This window comes from Jannaschia sp. L-14R, assembly GCF_056857695.1.
This window is the reverse complement of sequence record NZ_JBSXNP010000009.1, coordinates 281,970-298,879: the sequence shown is the minus strand read 5'-3', so window position 1 is coordinate 298,879 and position 16,910 is coordinate 281,970. Positions and strand designations below refer to the sequence as shown.

Genomic DNA, 16,910 nt, shown 5'->3' with positions numbered 1-16,910 from the left:
TCGACAGGTCGACCTGAACGACCGTCACGTCCGGAGGACACCGGATTGGCCCATCAAACTGCCTTGCGCCGCACAGCGACGACCCTGATCGGGGGCGATCGCACGGCCAAGTCCGTCGCGGTCACGCTGATGGATGCGATGGATGCGCCGCCAGATCTCTCCGTCGTCTATTAGCCACGGGTCCCGCACAGGACCTGTCTGCAAACGGCCCGGTCCGGGTCCGTGACACAAGGTCCGCCATGAACACCCCCGATCCTGCACCGACGCCTGCCACCGCCACCGCCGCCAGATTGCCCGCCCGCGCCCGTGTGGTCATCATCGGCGGGGGGGCCGTCGGCGTCTCATCCCTCTATCATCTGGCCAAGCTGGGCTGGACCGATTGCATCCTGCTGGAGCGCAACGAACTGACCGCCGGGTCGACCTGGCATGCAGCCGGCAACTGCCCGAACTTTGCTGGAAGCTGGGCCGTGATGAATATCCAGCGCTATTCCATGGCGCTCTATCGTGGGCTGGCCGAAGCGGTCGATTACCCGATGAATTACCACGTCACGGGTGCAATACGGCTGGCACATACCGCAGAGCGAATGCAGGAATTCGAGCATGTGCGCGCAATGGGCACCCTTCAGGGCCTGAAGCTGTCGATGATGGACCTGCCCGAGATCGGCAATCGCCATCCGATGTGTGAAACGCATGATCTGACCGGGGGGCTATGGGACCCGGAGGATGGCGACATCGACCCGGCCCAGTTGACGCAGGCACTGGCCAAGGGTGCGCGCGACCTGGGTGCCAAAATTGTCCGCCACTGCCCGGCCACGGGCGTGACCCGCGACGGCGACGGCTGGATCGTGCATACGGATGCAGGTGATATTGCCTGCGACAAGGTGGTGAATGCCGCCGGATACTACGCCGCCCGCGTCGCAGAATGGTTCGAGCCGCATGGCCGCCCGCCATTGCCGATGACCGTCATGTCGCACCAGTATCTGCTGACCGAGCCGATCCCGGAGATCGTGGCATGGACCAAGCAGCATGGGCACAAGATGCCGATGATCCGCGACCCGGATGTCAGCTATTACCTGCGACAGGAAAAGACTGGCCTGAACCTTGGCCCGTATGAGCGGGCGTGCCGATCCGAATGGACCAATGGCGACATGCCCGAGGATTTCAGCTTTCAGCTTTGGCAGGACGATCTTGACCGGTTGGAGGATTATATCGCCGACGCCATGGAGCGCGTACCGCCCCTTGCAAGCGCGGGCGTCAGCAGTGTCATCAACGGCCCGATTCCCTATACCCCGGACGGGTTGCCCCTGATCGGACCAATGCCCGGTGTTAAAAACGCATTTGATGCCAATGTTTTCACCTTCGGCATCGCGCAGGCCGGGGGTGCGGGCAAGGTGCTCGCCGACTGGGTCGTCAAGGGCGCGCCCGACTGGGATTGCTTCGACGTCGACCCCCGCCGCTTCGGGGCCTATGCCTCCGATCCGACCTATTGCCGCGCCAAGGCCGAAGAGGTCTACGGCCACGAATACGTCATGCACTTTCCCCATGCCCGATGGCCCGCCGGGGCGGATCGCCTGATCTCTCCGCTTCATGAAACGCTGAAGGCACAGGGCGCGCAGATGGCCCCCTACGGCGGATGGGAGCGGGCGACCTGGTTCGCCAGACCCGGCGACGACACCTCGTGGGGAGCTGCCCAGACGTGGCGCCGCGATGGACCGTGGCACGCTCGTGTGGCCGAAGAGGTCGCGGCCGTCCAAAACGGGTGTGGCGTACTGGACCTGTCCGGTTTCTCGCGGTTCGAACTGTCCGGCCCCGGTGCAGCCGATTGGCTGGCGGAACAAATCGCGGGTCATCTGCCGCAGACAGGGCGCATGACCCTGTGCTATTTCACTGGTCCCACCGGAAAATTCGCCACCGAAATGTCCGTCAGTCGCTCGGGCGACGATCAATTCACCCTGATCACGGCGGCCATTGCCCGTGACCATGACCGTGATCTGCTGACCCACGCGCTGCCCGATACACTGACCCTTATCGATCAGACCGAAGACATCGCCTGTCTTTTGGTGACGGGTCCAGCGTCACGCGACGTCCTGTCCAAAGTGACCGACGCCGATCTGTCGTTGCCGTGGCTGTCGGTGCAGGATGCCACCGTTGCCGGACGCACCGCGCGCATGAACCGGGTTAGTTTTGCAGGCGAACTTGGCTGGGAAATCCATGCGTTGCAAAGCGACATCAAGGTAATACATGAAGCACTGGACGGCGTGACACCCTTCGGGATGTTCGCCCTCGACTCGATGCGCATCGAAAAAGCCTATCGTGCCTGGGGCAGCGATCTGTCGCCCGGATATACGCTGCGCGAAGTCGGTGCAGACCGATTTATCCGCAAGGAAGATCGAGGCGATGACCCCGCCCGCAAGCTGGCCGTCCTGACGCTGAATGACCACCCATATGATCCACTGCCGATGTCGCCTGTCTGGATCGGTGACAAGATCGTGGGCGAAATCACATCCGCCGCATATGGTCACCGCGTTCAGAAAGCCATTGCGCTGGCCATGCTGGACTGCACCGATGCGCCTCCAGACACACAGGTAGAGGTTGAAATTTTCGGTCGTCGCGTCTTGGCAGCCGTTCATGCAGACGCCCCCCTGTGGGACCCAGAAAACGAGCGTATCCGCGCATGACAGATCCAGTTCCTTCACACGCCCGCGTCGTCATCATCGGCGGCGGGGTCATTGGCTGTTCCGTGGCCTATCACCTGACAAAACTCGGCTGGACCGACGTCGTTCTGTTGGAGCGCAAACGCCTGACATCCGGCACGACATGGCACGCGGCGGGTCTGATTGCGCAGCTACGGGCGTCAAATCCGGCGACGCGATTGGCGAAATACTCCGCCGACCTCTATGCAAAACTCGAGGAGGAGACGGGCATCGCCACCGGCGTCCGCCAGAACGGCTCGGTCTCCGTCGCGTTGAATGAAGCGCGGCGCGAGGAACTCCTTCGCACCGCCTCCATGGCCCGCGCCTTCGGAGTCGAGGTATCGGAATTGACGCCGGATCAGGTCGGCGAAAAATATCCGCACATAAACCTGGAGGGTGTCACGGGCGGTGTCTGGCTGCCTGGTGACGGACAGGGCGACCCGGCCAACATCGCGCTGGCACTGGCCAAGGGTGCGCGGCAAAAAGGCGCGAAAATCCTGGAAAATACACGCGTCATCGGTATCGACACCGACCATCGCACCGCTAGTGCGGTTCACTGGAGCGGCAGCGACGGCCAAGGCAAGATTACCTGCGATCACGTCGTCAACTGCGGTGGCATGTGGGCGCATGAGGTCGGGCAGATGGCGGGCGTCAATGTCCCGCTGCACGCCTGCGAGCACTTCTACATCGTGACCGAAGCCATTCCCGATTTGACCCGCCTGCCGGTGCTGCGCGTGCCTGATGAATGTGCCTACTACAAGGAAGATGCGGGTAAGATCCTGCTGGGTGCGTTCGAGCCGGTGTCCAAGCCCTGGGGCATGAACGGCATTCCCGAAAGCTTCGAGTTCGACCAGCTGCCCGAAGATTTCGATCATTTTGAACCGATTCTGGAGAAAGCGATCGAACGGCTGCCGATGCTGGCCAACGCGGGTATCCACACGTTCTTCAATGGTCCGGAATCCTTCACCCCTGACGATGCCTACCACCTCGGCCCCTCGCCCGAAGTGCCGAACCTCTGGGTTGCGGCTGGCTTCAATTCGATCGGCATCCAATCGGCGGGCGGCGCAGGCATGGCGCTGGCACAATGGATGCAGGATGGTGAAATGCCCTTCGATCTGGTCGATGTGGACGTCGCCCGCAACCAGACGTTCCAGCGCAACCGTCGATATCTGAAAGAACGCGCGTCCGAAACGCTGGGGCTGCTTTATGCCGACCATTGGCCGTATCGACAGAAGGCAACGGCACGCGGCATTCGACGCTCTCCGTTCCACGCGCAACTTGCGGATCTGGGCGCGGTTTTCGGCGAGTTTGCAGGCTGGGAACGCGCCAACTGGTTCGCCTTTCCGGGCGAGCCGCGGCAATATGAATACAGTTGGGGCAAACAGAACTGGTTCGGCAACGCCGCGCATGAACATGGGTTGATCCGCAATGGTTGCGGCTTCTACGACATGTCATCCTTCGGCAAGATCAAGATCGACGGCCTGCACGCCGAAGCCTTCCTGAACCGGGTCTGCGGCGGTGACATGTCTGTCCCGAACGGCAAGATCGTCTATACTCAGATGCTCAATTCCCGCGCCGGGATCGAAGCGGACGTCACCGTCACCCGCCTGTCGGAGTTCAGCTATCTGATGGTCACGCCGGCCGCGACGCTGGTCAAAGACATCGCGTGGCTGCGCCGTTTCGAAGACCCTGACGATGCTGTATTCATCACCGATATCACTGCGGGCGAAGCGGTGCTGGCCGTCATGGGGCCGAAATCGCGCGAGGTATTGCAGTCGATCAGCCCCGCCGATTTCTCGAATGAGGCATTTCCCTTCGGCACCGCCCGCGACATCGACATCGGGCTCGGCCTCGCCCGCGCGCACCGGGTGTCCTACGTCGGTGAATTGGGTTGGGAGATCTATATCCCGTCCGATATGGCGGCGCATGTCATGGAGACATTGATCGAGGCGGAAACCGGCGCGCGTCCCGTCGGTCTGCACACGATGGATAACTGCCGCATCGAACGCGCCTTCCGACACATGGGGCACGATATCACCCCCGAGGATCACGTGGTCGAAGCGGGCCTGGGGTTTGCGGTCAAGGTAAACAAGAAAGCCGACTTCAATGGACGCAATGCGGTATTGCGAAAACGGGAGGAGGGGCTGAAGCGTCGGATGTTACAGTTCCGGATGAATGACCCGGACGTGATGCTCTATCACAACGAGCCGATTGTACGGGATGGCAGGATCGTGGGCCACATTGCATCCGGGGCTTATGGGCACACCTTGGGCGGCGCCATCGGACTTGGATATGTGCCCTGCGAAGGGCAGTCGGTCGAGGATTGCCTGTCTTCGCCCTATGAAATTGAAGTGGCAGGCCGTCGGCACTCGGCGGACGTGTCGTTCAGACCGATGTATGACCCGACCGGCGAACGTCTGAAGATGTGATGCGAAAGCCGGGGGGCAGCCCTGCACCCCCGGAATATTTCAGCAGCAAAGAGGGGCGGCACAGTCGACGCAAGCCATGAGGCGGGATCGTTGACATGCCGTGTTTCGTGAACTCTCACATCTGGCCGTATTTTTTCAGGCGCACATCTGCGGCACGGGCGTGGCCCTCCATTCCTTCGACCCGGCTGATCCGGGCGCTGGCTTCGGCGACGGGCCGCGCGCCATCGCGGGTTGCGCGCTGCCAGGTCACGATTTTCAGAAACTTGTGAACCGATAGCCCGCCGGTATAGCGCGCCGCGCCGCTGGTCGGCAGGACGTGGTTCGTGCCCGATGCTTTGTCGCCATAGGTCACGGTCACTTCCTCGCCCAGGAACAGCGAGCCGTAGCAGGTCAGCCGATCCATCCACCACTCCGGGTCGGCGGCCTGAACCGACAGGTGTTCGGGCGCGTAGTTGTCGGAAACCTTCGCCATTTCCTCGCGGTCGGCGCAGAGAATCACTTCGCCGAAATCGCGCCAGGCGGCCTCGGCACTTTCGCGGTTGGGTGACGGCAGGTCCGCAATCAGCGCGCCCATCCGGTTCATCACGTCATGCGCCAGAGTTTCGGAATCGGTGACCAGCCAGACCGGAGAGTTCCAACCGTGTTCGGCCTGACTGACCAGATCGACGGCCACGATATCAGGATCGGCTGTCGCATCCGCAATAATCAGGCTGTCGGTCGGTCCGGCGACCATATCGATACCGACGCGCCCGAATAAAAGCCGCTTGGCTTCGGCCACGAACTGATTGCCCGGCCCCACCAATATGGATGCTTTGGGTGCGCCGAACAGGCCAAACGCCAGCGCCGCGATACCCTGCACGCCGCCCATGGCAAGGATCGTGTCCGCGCCGCACAGGTCGGCCGCATAGGCGATCGCGGGGTCGATACCACCACCCTTGCGCGGTGGCGATGCGACGGTGACATGACTGACGCCCGCGACCTTGGCGGTGGTCACCGTCATGATCGCACTGGCGACATGGGCGTATCGCCCGCCTGGAACGTAGGCTCCTGCTGCCGTGACAGGGATGACTTTCTGGCCTGTGCTCAGGCCGGGCAAAAGCTCGATCTGAGTCTCGGTCAGGGTTTTGCGCTGCGCCTTGGCGAAGCGGCGGACGTTGTCATGGGCAAAGGCGATATCCTGCCGCACCTGGTCGGACAATTGGGCCGTCGCAGCGTCGATATCTGCGCGGCTCAGCACGGGGTTGCCCGGCGCATCGTCCAACTTGCCGGCCCATTCCATCGCCGTCGCGTCGCCCCCGGCTTCGATTTGCGCCAGCATATCTGCAACCGTGCGGGTGACATCCGCCGCGCCGGTTTCGGCAGTGCGGGTGGCTTTCTTCAGGAATGCGGGCATTGGGTCCTCCGGCGCGAAAGGAGAAATATAGATCCGGATCAAAGAGCTGCGATCCGAGATTGATGTCGACTGGGCATGGGGCCGATCCGCCTCGATGGGGCATACAGACAGCCGGGCCGATCGCTCGTCGCCGCGGATGAGTGTGCGCCACGCATCCGATGCAGGTAAAGCGAAACAGCCGGATGCAGGCTATGGACCTATCGCATGGTCGCGGTTGGCCTTATCAAGCCAGACAAAAAGGGCGACCCGAAGGCCGCCCCGTTGTTGTTGAAACCGGCAGGCACGCAGCCTGCCAAGTTGTCAGCAGGAGTAGTACATCTGGTATTCTATCGGGTGGGGCGTGTGCTCGTAGGCGTGAACCTCGTCCCACTTGAGCGCCATGTAGCCCTCGATCTGGTCACGGGTGAACACATCGCCGGCGATCAGGAAGTCGTGGTCCTTCTCCAGTTCGTCCAGCGCCTCGCGCAAGCTGCCGCAGACGGTCGGGATGGTGGCCAACTCTTCCGGAGGCAGGTCGTAGAGATCCTTGTCCGACGGCTCGCCGGGGTGGATTTTGTTCTTGATGCCATCAAGACCGGCCATCAGCAGGGCAGAGAAACACAGGTAGGGGTTCGCCGCCGGATCAGGGAAGCGGGCCTCGACGCGTTTGGCCTTGGGCGACTCGGTCCACGGGATGCGGACGCAACCGGACCGGTTGCGCGCGGAATAGGCACGCAGGACAGGCGCCTCAAAGTTAGGGATCAGGCGCTTGTAGCTGTTGGTAGCCGGGTTGGTGAAGGCGTTCAGGGCCTTGGCATGCTTCAGGATGCCACCGATGAAATACAGGGCTTCCATCGAAAGATCGGCATATTGGTCGCCCGCAAACAACGGCTTGCCGTCTTTCCAGATCGACATGTTCACGTGCATGCCGGTGCCGTTGTCGCCCGCGATTGGCTTGGGCATGAACGTGGCGGTCTTGCCATAGGCGTGGGCGACGTTGTGGATCACGTACTTGTACTTCTGGATCTCGTCGGCCTGCTTGGTCAGCGAGCCGAAAATCAGGCCCAACTCGTGCTGGCATGAGGCGACTTCGTGGTGGTGCTTGTCGACCTTCATGCCGATGCGCTTCATCGTCGAGAGCATCTCGGAGCGCAGGTCCTGAGCCGAGTCGGTCGGGTTGACCGGGAAGTAGCCACCCTTGACGCCCGGACGATGGCCCATGTTGCCCATTTCGTACTCGGTGTTCGTGTTCCACGAGGCGTCGGCGGCATCGACCTCGAACCCGACGGAATTCATCGAGTTGGAATACCGCACGTCGTCGAACAGGAAGAATTCGGCTTCGGGGCCCATATAGGCCACGTCGCCGATACCCGACGAAATCAGATAGGCTTCGGCCTTCTCGGCGGTGCCGCGCGGGTCACGGTCATAGGCTTCGCCGGTGTCCGGCTCCACCACGGAGCAGTGAACGCAGATCGTCTTCTCCGCATAGAACGGATCGACATAAGCGCTCTCGACGTCCAGCATCAGCTTCATGTCGGAAGCTTCGATCGACTTCCAGCCCGCAATCGAGGAGCCGTCGAACATGAAGCCTTCCTCGATGAAGTCCTCGTCCACCAGGTCGGATACGACGGTGACGTGCTGCAACTTGCCGCGCGGGTCAGTAAAACGGACGTCGACGTATTCCGCTTCCTCGTCTTTGATCATCTTCAGCAGGGCATTGGACATGTGGCGTCCCTTTCCGTGTAGTATCAGTTGTTAGTGGAATTCAGATCGCGTCTTCGCCGGTCTCTCCGGTGCGGATGCGAATGGCCTGTTCGACGGACGATACAAAGATCTTGCCATCCCCGATCTTGTCGGTGCGCGCGGCGGCGATGATCGCGGAGACCGCAGGGTCGACCAGATCCTCTGTGAGCACGACTTCGATTTTCACCTTCGGCAGAAAGTCGACGACATATTCGGCACCACGGTATAATTCGGTGTGACCCTTCTGGCGCCCGAATCCTTTGACCTCGGTAACGGAGAGCCCCTGAATACCGATGTCCTGAAGGGCTTCCTTCACCTCGTCCAGCTTGAACGGTTTGATGATGGCTTCGATCTTCTTCATTCAGTCCTCCCGGAGTCGGGCTTGGCTTCGCAGTCTGGACCGGGACGGACAATCGCATAGGCTGCGAGACGGGTCCCGGTCGCATGTGAATCGTCCCGACGTGATTAAAAATTAAACGCCACGCCTAATTTATAGACGATTGGAAAACATATGTCCGAACTCCTGCTGACGGCTTCTCAGATGCGCGCGATCGAACAGGCCGCCATCGATGCGGGCGAGATCACCGGGCTGCAATTGATGGAGCGGGCGGGCCAGGGCGCGGTCGCCGCGATTGAGGCCATGTGGCCAGAACTGGAGCGGGCACCCGGTCGTGCGCTGGTTCTGTGCGGGCCGGGCAACAACGGCGGCGACGGGTTCGTAGTGGCACGGGTGCTGGCCGGAAAGGGGTGGGATGTAGATGCGTTCCTTTATGGGGATGTCGGGAAATTGCCACCTGACGCACGGACGAATTATGAACGGTGGTGCAAGATAGGTCAGGTGCGGACGCTTCCGACCGATGGCCTGCCGTTCAAGGATGGGACATCGCTGATCATCGATGCCCTCTTCGGAACGGGCCTGACGCGGCCACTGGATGCCTTGGGCAAGACACTGCGCGATGTCTGCGATGCGGCGAATGGTGGACGTGGGCTACCACGCGAGGATCGCACGCCTTTCTTTCCTTTCGTCGTAGCGCTGGATATCCCGTCAGGCATTTGCGCCGACAGCGGGAAGATCCTTCGTGCCGCCGGTGCCGATGCCGCCAAAGGATCGCGCGCATCCTGCGTCGCCGCCGACCTTGTGACCACCTTCCACCGACCGAAGGCCGGACATTATTTGGCTGACGGCCCACGACACTGTGGAACCCTTTGCATCATCGGCATTGGTCTGACGCAAACGGGGGCGTGGCGCGATCATATCCGGCTGGTCGATTTGCCAGTCGGTCTGTCCAAGCGAAGCAAAGGGCACAAATATGATCACGGCCACGCCCTGATCCTGACCGGCGGAATGGGCCGGACCGGGGCCGCACGTCTGTCGGCCCGTGCGGCGTTGCGTGTCGGGGCAGGACTGGTGACCTGTGCGGCCCCTGGCTCTGCGATGATGGAATGCGCGACGCAGCTGACCTCGATCATGTTGCGCCGCTGCGATGACGGAGAGGCGCTGGCCGGGTTGCTGGAGGACGAGCGTATAAATGCGCTCTGTCTCGGGCCGGGGATGGGGGTGTCGGATCGGACGTCAGACCTGATGGATGTGGCGCTGGCGTCCAAGCGCAGGGTGGTGCTGGATGCGGATGCGCTGTCCGTGCTGGCCGGGCGCGACGACCCGTTTGCCGTATTGCACGACGACTGCGTACTGACCCCCCATGGCGGCGAGTTCGCGCGGCTGTTTCCCGACATTTCCGACCGGCTGAACGCGCCCGCAACCAAGGGACCCGCCTATTCCAAGGTCGACGCGACCAGCGATGCGGCGGCGCGCGCTGGTTGCACGGTGCTGTTCAAGGGGCCCGATACGGTGATCGCGGATGCCTCGGGCGGGGCCAGCATCAATACCGCAGTTTATGACAGGGCCGTGCCGTGGCTGGCGACGGCGGGGTCAGGCGATGTATTGGCCGGGATCATCACCGGAATGTTGGCGCGCGGAAGTTGCCCGATAAATGCCACCTCCTCCGCTGCATGGCTGCATGTCGAGGCGGCGCGGACGTTCGGTCCCGGTCTGATTGCCGAAGATTTGCCCGAGACGTTACCGCAGGTTCTGCAAGCACTGTTGCAGAACGACTGACGTCAGGGGCTCATCGCATCCAGCGCGCCGGACACCAGTTCCAGCCCATCGACATAGACAGCCGAAGGACGGTCGAGGAGGATGCACCAGACCGTGCCGCCGCTCGATGTCACCGGGCGGATGACCGAACCGTCGGTCAGGCGGGCGGCGGCAACCCTTGCCTCGCGCGCGTTGAAAATCGTGCGGGCGCGCCAGTCACGAAGCACGACAGGTTGGTCCGGGGGCAGGGTCACATCGCGTTCCGGACGTCCCCGTCCCATCGCGCCAGCAGGGATAAGCACCATCGGCGCGCCGCGCGGCATCGTCAGTCGCAGAACGTCGCGCACCGGCATCATGCCGCGGTCGCGGGTGATGACGCGGTCATCGGGGGTCAGCGTTTCGATCAGAACTTCGCCTCGTGCGCTCAGCACCCTGCTGCCGGAAGGAAGCGCATGGCGAAGGCTGAGCTTGCCCATCACCGGAATGCCAACCGAAGATGGTCCTGGACTCATCACTGTCATTTTACTGCTCGCGCGATTGTTCGCTTTTCTTGACATGACCCTAGGCCCCGCCAATCCATCACGCATCAAATTTATGCGCCACATCCCGAGCCTTCGGCAAAAGTGTTACAAAATAGTTAACAGAAATAAAAAAGGCCCGGACGCAGTGCGCCGGGTCAATGATCAGAAGGCCTGCCAGCCCTGAATGCGGTCGGTCAGTCGGCCGGATCGATCTCGATAACACCCGTTTCAGTGCGACCGATAGGGGTTTCCAGTCCATTGGCATAGATCGTCAGGGCTGTGCCGAAATCGAGACGAAAGAATTCGGCTTCTCCGAATGCGGCGATATGCTTGCCGTCGGCCAGACGACGGGCGGGCACCAATGCGGCATCGGCACCGAACAGGGCTTCGGCGCGCCAGTCGCGGACGGCGACATGCTGATCGGACGCAACGGTCGTATCCCGCTCGGGGCGACCGAGGCCCAGGCTGTCGGTGCGGATCGTGCAGGCCGGTGCAGTATGCGTGATAACCGAAGTCAGGACGGCCATGCCGCGTTCACGGGTGATGATGCGATCGCCGGTCTTCAACGCTTCGACGGCAACTTCGCCGCTGGCGGTCAGAATGATCGTTCCGCGGGCAATGCCACCCTTGGCGATGACATCTGGTGCGGCCACGGCAGCGGCGTGAAACGCGAGTTTTTCGGCATTCTGACGAAGTTGGACGGTCATGGCAGTGATCCAGTCTGTAGATGGCGTGGCGGTTCAGCGTCTTTGAAAGAGAATTTGTGGCAGGGCTATTATGGCAATGGAAACTTGATGCTCCCGAATTGAGGCAGGATCTGGGCAGAAAGCGGGACTCTTCGCGGCCCTTTCGGGTTCTGTTCCGGGATGCTATGGCGTCCCCAGGCGGGTGTGGCGGAACTGGTAGACGCACCAGATTTAGGTTCTGGCGCCGCAAGGCGTGGGGGTTCGAGTCCCTTCACCCGCACCATACCTGGCCTCGTTCATGTGGATTTTCTGTTCACACTACAGGCCTCTATCTCCCGGCCCATTTCGCGTGTTTTCGATAAATTCCATGACCTGATTGGTAGTCACGAATGATACGCCGCCGCACGTGTTGGCCCGAAGACCATTCAGCAGAGCCTGATCGCGCTGAAAATGTCTTTGCAAAGGCTACTTCGGCACTTCGGACTCAAGGTTGTGCCATAACCCGTGGGCCGCGACTGTTGCTACCCCGCAGCCCGAGCCGATTGACCCGGTGCCGATTGACCCGGTGTCGAAATGCGGGGCAGCTACGCCGCCCTGGCGACCCGCGTCAGAACGGGTTCTGCTGTGCGCGGAATTCCCAAACGGTGACGTTGCCATCGCCGTTTGCATCAGCGGCTTCATAGTTCGCCTGAACGTTCGCCATGAACTCGGACAATGTGACGTTCGTGTCGGTGTCGGTGTCCATGGACTTGAAACGCGCAATCCGATTTTCGAAACGCCGTTCCACGTTGCGCCGCCCCATCGGCATGGCCGACGATGCGCCGTCCAGATATTCGTCTTCAGAAATCTGGCCATCATCGTCCCTATCGAACAGGGCAAACCCAATGCTGGCATGCTGGGACGCTTCGGCGGCACTGACGATCCCGTCCGAATTGCTATCGATAGGCCGAGCCATCATGTTCATGCCGCCACAGGTTCCAATGCCAAGCGGCATGATCTGAACCCTGTCGTCGTCGCGACTATCGTCATCAGGGTCGGCCAGAGCTGCCGTCCCGGCAATCAAGGCGGTGATTACTGCAGATGCCGCGACCACGCCGCGCATTGTAATGTTGTAAGACATCTCTGTGTTCTCCATTTTGCGTCCATACGCACGATATTGAATGCACGACGGACTTCCGTTGGAGTTGATGCCGATCAAGACAGCGAAGCCTGAATTGGGAAGTTTCGCATATCGCGCGAATGATCACGGTCGCACAGCTAGCATTGGTAGTTTCTATAAGGTCCATCCAGTCCCATACTGGCGACCTTCAGTCTTGTTTGGCGTAATTCTACCAGCGTTAAGTGGCGCATCTGACGTGTGAGATCAGCCAAGAAAGGAAGAGCAGATTTCGGTGCGCCATGTGGCGAACTGCAGTTCTGGGCTTTCCATATTGGGCGCTGCTGAACCGGTTCAGTCACAGCCCATAGGAAGGGTTAGGCGCGATGAGGCGGGCTATACCGCAACCTGCTTAAAAATATGCGCGAGACTGCACAGCATCAGCGCAGTGAGGCGGGTGAAACCATCCTTGGCAACGCATACTCACAATTTACACCAAAGGTTTCCGAACTGATTGGCTGTAGTGCTGTGCTCGAGCAGGAACTCTCCCTTGACGGCCCGTCGTGCGGCATGGCCCATGGGTGACAAATACGGCAGGGGGGGCCGCATGCGCGACGGACTGATCGATATATTCATGGCAGGCGTGACGCGCGCCGAACCCGACAGGGCCGTTCGAACGGCATTGCGGGATGCGCCGACCCCGGACCTGATCCTGTCACTGGGCAAGGCCGGGGTCGCGATGGCGCGCGCGGCGCTTGACCGATTTCCCGGCGTCTCCTGTCTGGTCGTGACCAACCCCGAAAACGCCGCCGACCTGTCCGGCGCGACGGTCATGGTCGGCGGGCATCCGGTGCCGGACGAAGGCTCCCTTGCGGCGGGAGAGGCGATGCTGAATGCCGCTGACGGGTTGGGGGCAGGGCAACGGTGCCTTGCACTGATTTCTGGCGGCGGATCGGCGCTGGCAGTGGCCCCGGTGAATGGCGTAAGTATGGCCGACAAGGCCGAAGTGTCGCGCCTGTTGCTGGGCGCTGGGCTGGACATCAAGGCGATGAACCTGATCCGGCAGAACCTGAGCCGCCTCAAGGGGGGCGGGTTGGCCCGTGCCGCAGCCCCGGCAACGATCGACGCGCTGATCCTGTCGGATGTGGTGGGCGACGATCTGGCGGCCATCGCCTCCGGTCCCACGGTCCCGCCGCTTGGCAACCCTGCAGCGGCGCGCGATCTGTTGCGGCGCCACGATCTGTGGGAACGGATGCCGGAAGTTTGTCGCACGGCCCTGTCGCGCCCCGCTGCCGCCGCTGTTCCCGGCGGAACCACGCGCCTGATCGGATCGAACCGGCTGTCGGCAGAAGCCATGCTGGCTGCCGCCCCGGATGCGACCCTGATCGAAACCCCTCTGGAGGGAGATGTATCCGATGCTGCCGCCGTCGTCGCCACGCGCGTCGCGGCAGGCCCCGGCATGACCTTATGGGGCGGGGAAACCACCGTGGTCCTGCGTGGCGACGGGCGCGGCGGCCGCAATCAGGAACTGGCGTTGCGCGTTGCATTAGCCCTGCGCGGGTGCCCCCGGCCATGGGCGTTCCTGTCGGGGGGAACCGATGGCCGCGACGGCCCCACGGATGCGGCGGGCGCGCTGGTCGACGACGGCACGCTGGCCCGGATCGCGGATGCCGGTATTGATATTACGGCTGGGCTGGAGGCCAACGACAGCTATCCGATGCTTCAGGCGTCCGGTGACCTTCTGATGACAGGCGGGACCGGAACGAATGTCGCCGACCTGCAAATCCTGAGGGTCGGCTGAGATGACAAATGAAAAGTCCACGCTAACTGAGGCGGCATGATCATTCGTTCACTCGTTCTTGCCGCTGTGGGGCTGACAGCTCTCGGTCTGACCTATGTTCGTATCGCCCCGACGGACCCGGCCGTCTGGAACGTCGATCCAACGAAGGCGATCCGGTCCGGCAAGCCCAACGATTATCTGGTGGCAGACGGGGGCGACCGGCCTGCCATCGTCTCGGATGTGCCGCCCGCCGACCTGCTGTCCCGTATTGACGCCGTGGCGATGGCCGAAGTGGGGGTGACACGTCTGGCCGGATCGCCGGACGAAGGCTTGATAACCTATGTCCAGCGTAGCCGGATCATCGGCTTCCCCGACGCCATCTCGGTCTCGGCCAGGCCCGACGGAATGGACAGTCGCCTGAATATCTGGAGCCGGTCGCGATACGGTCAGTACGATTTCGGCGTGAACCGGGCGCGGGTCGAGCGCTGGCTGGCGGCGCTGAACCTCGGCTGACCGGGCCACCGGCCCTCAATAGGGCAAGGGATGCGCTTTGTTCAGATTGTCGATGGCCGCGACCAGTTCGTCCGACAGCACCATGTCCTGCGCCTTCAACCCATGCTCCAGTTGCGCGACCGTCGTGGCCCCCAGAATGGCGGAGCAGTTGAAGGGCCGCGTCTGCAACCACGCCAGCGCCATGTGCACCGGGTCGACACCGTGCTCTGCCGCCATGTCCAGATAGGCCGCAACCGTCCCCTCGACACGATCCGACCAGCGTCCGCCCAGATTTTCGTTCAGCGACTTGCGCGATCCCTCCGGCACCGCGCCGTTCTGGTATTTACCGGTGATCAGCCCGGTCGCCAGCGGCGAGAAGGCCAGCATCGTGATATCCTCATAGGTCATCATCTCGGCCATGTCGGTGTCGGCCAGGCGGAACAGAACCGAATATTCGTTCTGGATGGACACCGGGCGGGCGGGGCCGTCCCCGCCGTCCTCGTCCGACGACAGCATCATCCACTGATCCATGCCCCAGGTCGATTCGTTGGACAGGCCGAAGGATTTGATGGTGCCGCGCGACACCTCCCGCTCCAGCGCGCCCACGCAATCGGCCATGTTCTGCAGAATCGCATCGCGCGTGCCTTCGGGACGGTAGGTCCAGTATTTTCGAAACTGGAAACTGCCCCGGTTCGGCCAGTGGAACTGGTACAGGTCGATGGCCTCGGACTTGAGCCGCTTCAGGCTGCCCTCGATGGCTTGTGGAATGCTCTCGGAGGTGATCGGCGCGCCGCCCCGCGCATGCGACCCGTCTCCGGAGTGCTTGGTGGCCAGCTTGATGCGCCCGGCACCGCCGTTCGCAACCCAGTTGCCGACGATTTCCTCGGTCAGGCCAAGGGTCTCCGCGCGCACCGGGTTCACAGGATACATCTCAGCGGTGTCGAGCCACGTCACACCCGCGTCACAAGCCATGTCGATCTGGGTGTGGGCGTCGGCTTGCGGCGTCTGGGTGCCGAAGGTCATCGTCCCCAGCATGATTTCCGAAATCGTGTCGTGACGTCCGAGGGGTATATGGCGCATGGGGTCATCCTGTCAGGCAAATCTGCCCCTAGATGCGCGCCCGTCCCGATAAGGTCCAGTCCGGGGATGTCGTCCCGGACCTTCCCGTCTTTACCCCTGAAATATTCCCGCCGGAGGTCCCGTTCTATAAATCCAGATCCAGCCAGACCGGCACATGATCCGATGGCTTTTCGCGGCCCCGCATATCCGCCTGGATCGTGCAATCGCGCATATGGTCCGCCACGGCAGGCGACAGCAGGAAATGATCAATGCGGATGCCATCGTTCTTGTTCCAGGCACCGGCCTGATAATCCCAGAAACTATAGTGCCCCGCAGCCTGCGTTCTTGCCCGGAACGCCTCGGTCAGACCAAGGTTCAGGATGCGCCGCCATGCGGATCGCGTCTGCGGCAATCCCAGCGCGTCCTTCTCCCACGCCGCGGGTCGGGCGGCGTCGCGGGCGTCGGGGATGACGTTGAAATCCCCGGTCATCAGGAACGGCGTTTCTTCGGCCAGCAAGGCCTTCGCCCGCGCCTCCAGCCGCGTCATCCACGCCAGTTTGTAATCGTATTTAGGCCCCGGCGCCGGATTGCCGTTCGGCAGATACAGCCCGCAAATCCGCACTGCACCGGTCTCTCCGATTACCGTGCCTTCGATATAGCGGGCCTGATCGTCGTCGTTGTCATGCGCCCCGTCCAAGGCCGGCAGACCCCGCGAGATATCCTCTACCGGCGTTTTCGACAGAAGAGCCACGCCGTTGAATCCCTTTTGCCCATGGGTGTGCAATTCGTAACCCGCATCCTCGACCAACTCTCGCGGAAAGGCTTCGTCGATGGACTTGATCTCCTGCAACACGGCGACATCGGGCGCGTCGTCCCGCAGCCAGTTGGCCACGGTCTCATAGCGGGCCTTGATGCCGTTGACGTTGAATGTGGCGATCTTCATG

The 16,910-nt window shown here is 62.1% G+C and carries 14 protein-coding genes and 1 tRNA gene; 7 read left to right on the top strand and 8 right to left on the bottom strand.

The window, feature by feature from the left end; translation table 11 throughout:
- The first annotated feature begins 45 nt into the window (after positions 1 to 45).
- The 3 genes from AC13C2_RS05830 to AC13C2_RS05820 all read left to right on the top strand — a co-directional run bounded on the left by AC13C2_RS05830 (position 46) and on the right by AC13C2_RS05820 (position 5,122).
- Positions 46 to 174, top strand: coding sequence for a hypothetical protein (locus AC13C2_RS05830; protein ID WP_339641360.1), 129 nt, complete (start codon positions 46 to 48; stop codon positions 172 to 174).
- 65 nt (positions 175 to 239) lie between these two features.
- Positions 240 to 2,678 carry a GcvT family protein gene (locus AC13C2_RS05825; protein WP_482886206.1) on the top strand — a complete coding sequence of 813 codons (2,439 nt, stop codon included), beginning with the start codon at positions 240 to 242 and terminating at the stop codon, positions 2,676 to 2,678.
- Positions 2,675 to 5,122: a GcvT family protein gene (locus tag AC13C2_RS05820; protein ID WP_092762143.1), complete on the top strand. Its 2,448-nt coding sequence runs from the start codon at positions 2,675 to 2,677 to the stop codon at positions 5,120 to 5,122. Before AC13C2_RS05825 ends, AC13C2_RS05820 begins: the two co-directional genes overlap by 4 nt.
- Positions 5,123 to 5,237: 115 nt before the next feature.
- On the opposite strand, the gene hisD is transcribed toward AC13C2_RS05820, so the two are convergent.
- From hisD to AC13C2_RS05805, 3 genes are all read right to left on the bottom strand, one after another.
- Positions 5,238 to 6,515, bottom strand: coding sequence for a histidinol dehydrogenase (gene hisD, locus AC13C2_RS05815; RefSeq protein WP_482886205.1), 1,278 nt, complete (start codon positions 6,513 to 6,515; stop codon positions 5,238 to 5,240).
- A gap of 300 nt (positions 6,516 to 6,815) precedes the next feature.
- On the bottom strand, positions 6,816 to 8,219 hold the full coding sequence (glnA, locus tag AC13C2_RS05810; RefSeq protein WP_092762147.1) for a type I glutamate--ammonia ligase: 1,404 nt from the start codon (positions 8,217 to 8,219) through the stop codon (positions 6,816 to 6,818).
- Between the two features lie 40 nt (positions 8,220 to 8,259).
- The gene (locus AC13C2_RS05805; protein ID WP_092762149.1) at positions 8,260 to 8,598 is read right to left on the bottom strand and encodes a P-II family nitrogen regulator; all 339 of its coding nucleotides are present in this window, start codon (positions 8,596 to 8,598) and stop codon (positions 8,260 to 8,262) included.
- A 150-nt stretch (positions 8,599 to 8,748) separates the two neighbouring features.
- On the opposite strand from AC13C2_RS05805, the gene AC13C2_RS05800 reads away from it, so the two are divergent.
- Complete coding sequence (locus tag AC13C2_RS05800; protein ID WP_482886204.1) at positions 8,749 to 10,353, top strand: NAD(P)H-hydrate dehydratase; 1,605 nt, start codon at positions 8,749 to 8,751, stop codon at positions 10,351 to 10,353.
- Between the two features lie 2 nt (positions 10,354 to 10,355).
- Here AC13C2_RS05800 and AC13C2_RS05795 read toward each other — a convergent pair whose 3' ends face one another.
- A complete protein-coding gene (locus AC13C2_RS05795; RefSeq protein ID WP_175495832.1) occupies positions 10,356 to 10,853 on the bottom strand; it encodes a Hint domain-containing protein in 498 nt (165 codons plus the stop codon).
- A gap of 194 nt (positions 10,854 to 11,047) precedes the next feature.
- Positions 11,048 to 11,560, bottom strand: coding sequence for a Hint domain-containing protein (locus tag AC13C2_RS05790; protein ID WP_092762155.1), 513 nt, complete (start codon positions 11,558 to 11,560; stop codon positions 11,048 to 11,050).
- A gap of 177 nt (positions 11,561 to 11,737) precedes the next feature.
- Here AC13C2_RS05790 and AC13C2_RS05785 point away from each other — a divergent pair.
- A tRNA-Leu gene (locus AC13C2_RS05785) sits at positions 11,738 to 11,822 on the top strand.
- 324 nt (positions 11,823 to 12,146) lie between these two features.
- Here the strand turns inward: AC13C2_RS05785 and AC13C2_RS05780 are convergent.
- Complete coding sequence (locus AC13C2_RS05780) at positions 12,147 to 12,737, bottom strand: EF-hand domain-containing protein (protein ID WP_482886203.1); 591 nt, start codon at positions 12,735 to 12,737, stop codon at positions 12,147 to 12,149.
- A gap of 505 nt (positions 12,738 to 13,242) precedes the next feature.
- On the opposite strand from AC13C2_RS05780, the gene AC13C2_RS05775 reads away from it, so the two are divergent.
- A complete protein-coding gene (locus AC13C2_RS05775) occupies positions 13,243 to 14,436 on the top strand; it encodes a glycerate kinase type-2 family protein (RefSeq protein WP_482886202.1) in 1,194 nt (397 codons plus the stop codon).
- Between the two features lie 36 nt (positions 14,437 to 14,472).
- Positions 14,473 to 14,928 (top strand): DUF1499 domain-containing protein, encoded by a 456-nt coding sequence (locus AC13C2_RS05770; protein ID WP_482886201.1) that lies wholly within the window; start codon positions 14,473 to 14,475, stop codon positions 14,926 to 14,928.
- Positions 14,929 to 14,943: 15 nt separating this feature from the next.
- Here AC13C2_RS05770 and AC13C2_RS05765 read toward each other — a convergent pair whose 3' ends face one another.
- Together AC13C2_RS05765 and xth are read right to left on the bottom strand one after the other, a co-directional pair.
- A complete protein-coding gene (locus AC13C2_RS05765; RefSeq protein WP_482886200.1) occupies positions 14,944 to 15,987 on the bottom strand; it encodes an aldo/keto reductase in 1,044 nt (347 codons plus the stop codon).
- 124 nt (positions 15,988 to 16,111) lie between these two features.
- Positions 16,112 to 16,909: an exodeoxyribonuclease III gene (gene xth / locus AC13C2_RS05760; protein WP_092762166.1), complete on the bottom strand. Its 798-nt coding sequence runs from the start codon at positions 16,907 to 16,909 to the stop codon at positions 16,112 to 16,114.
- Position 16,910: the final 1 nt, after the last annotated feature.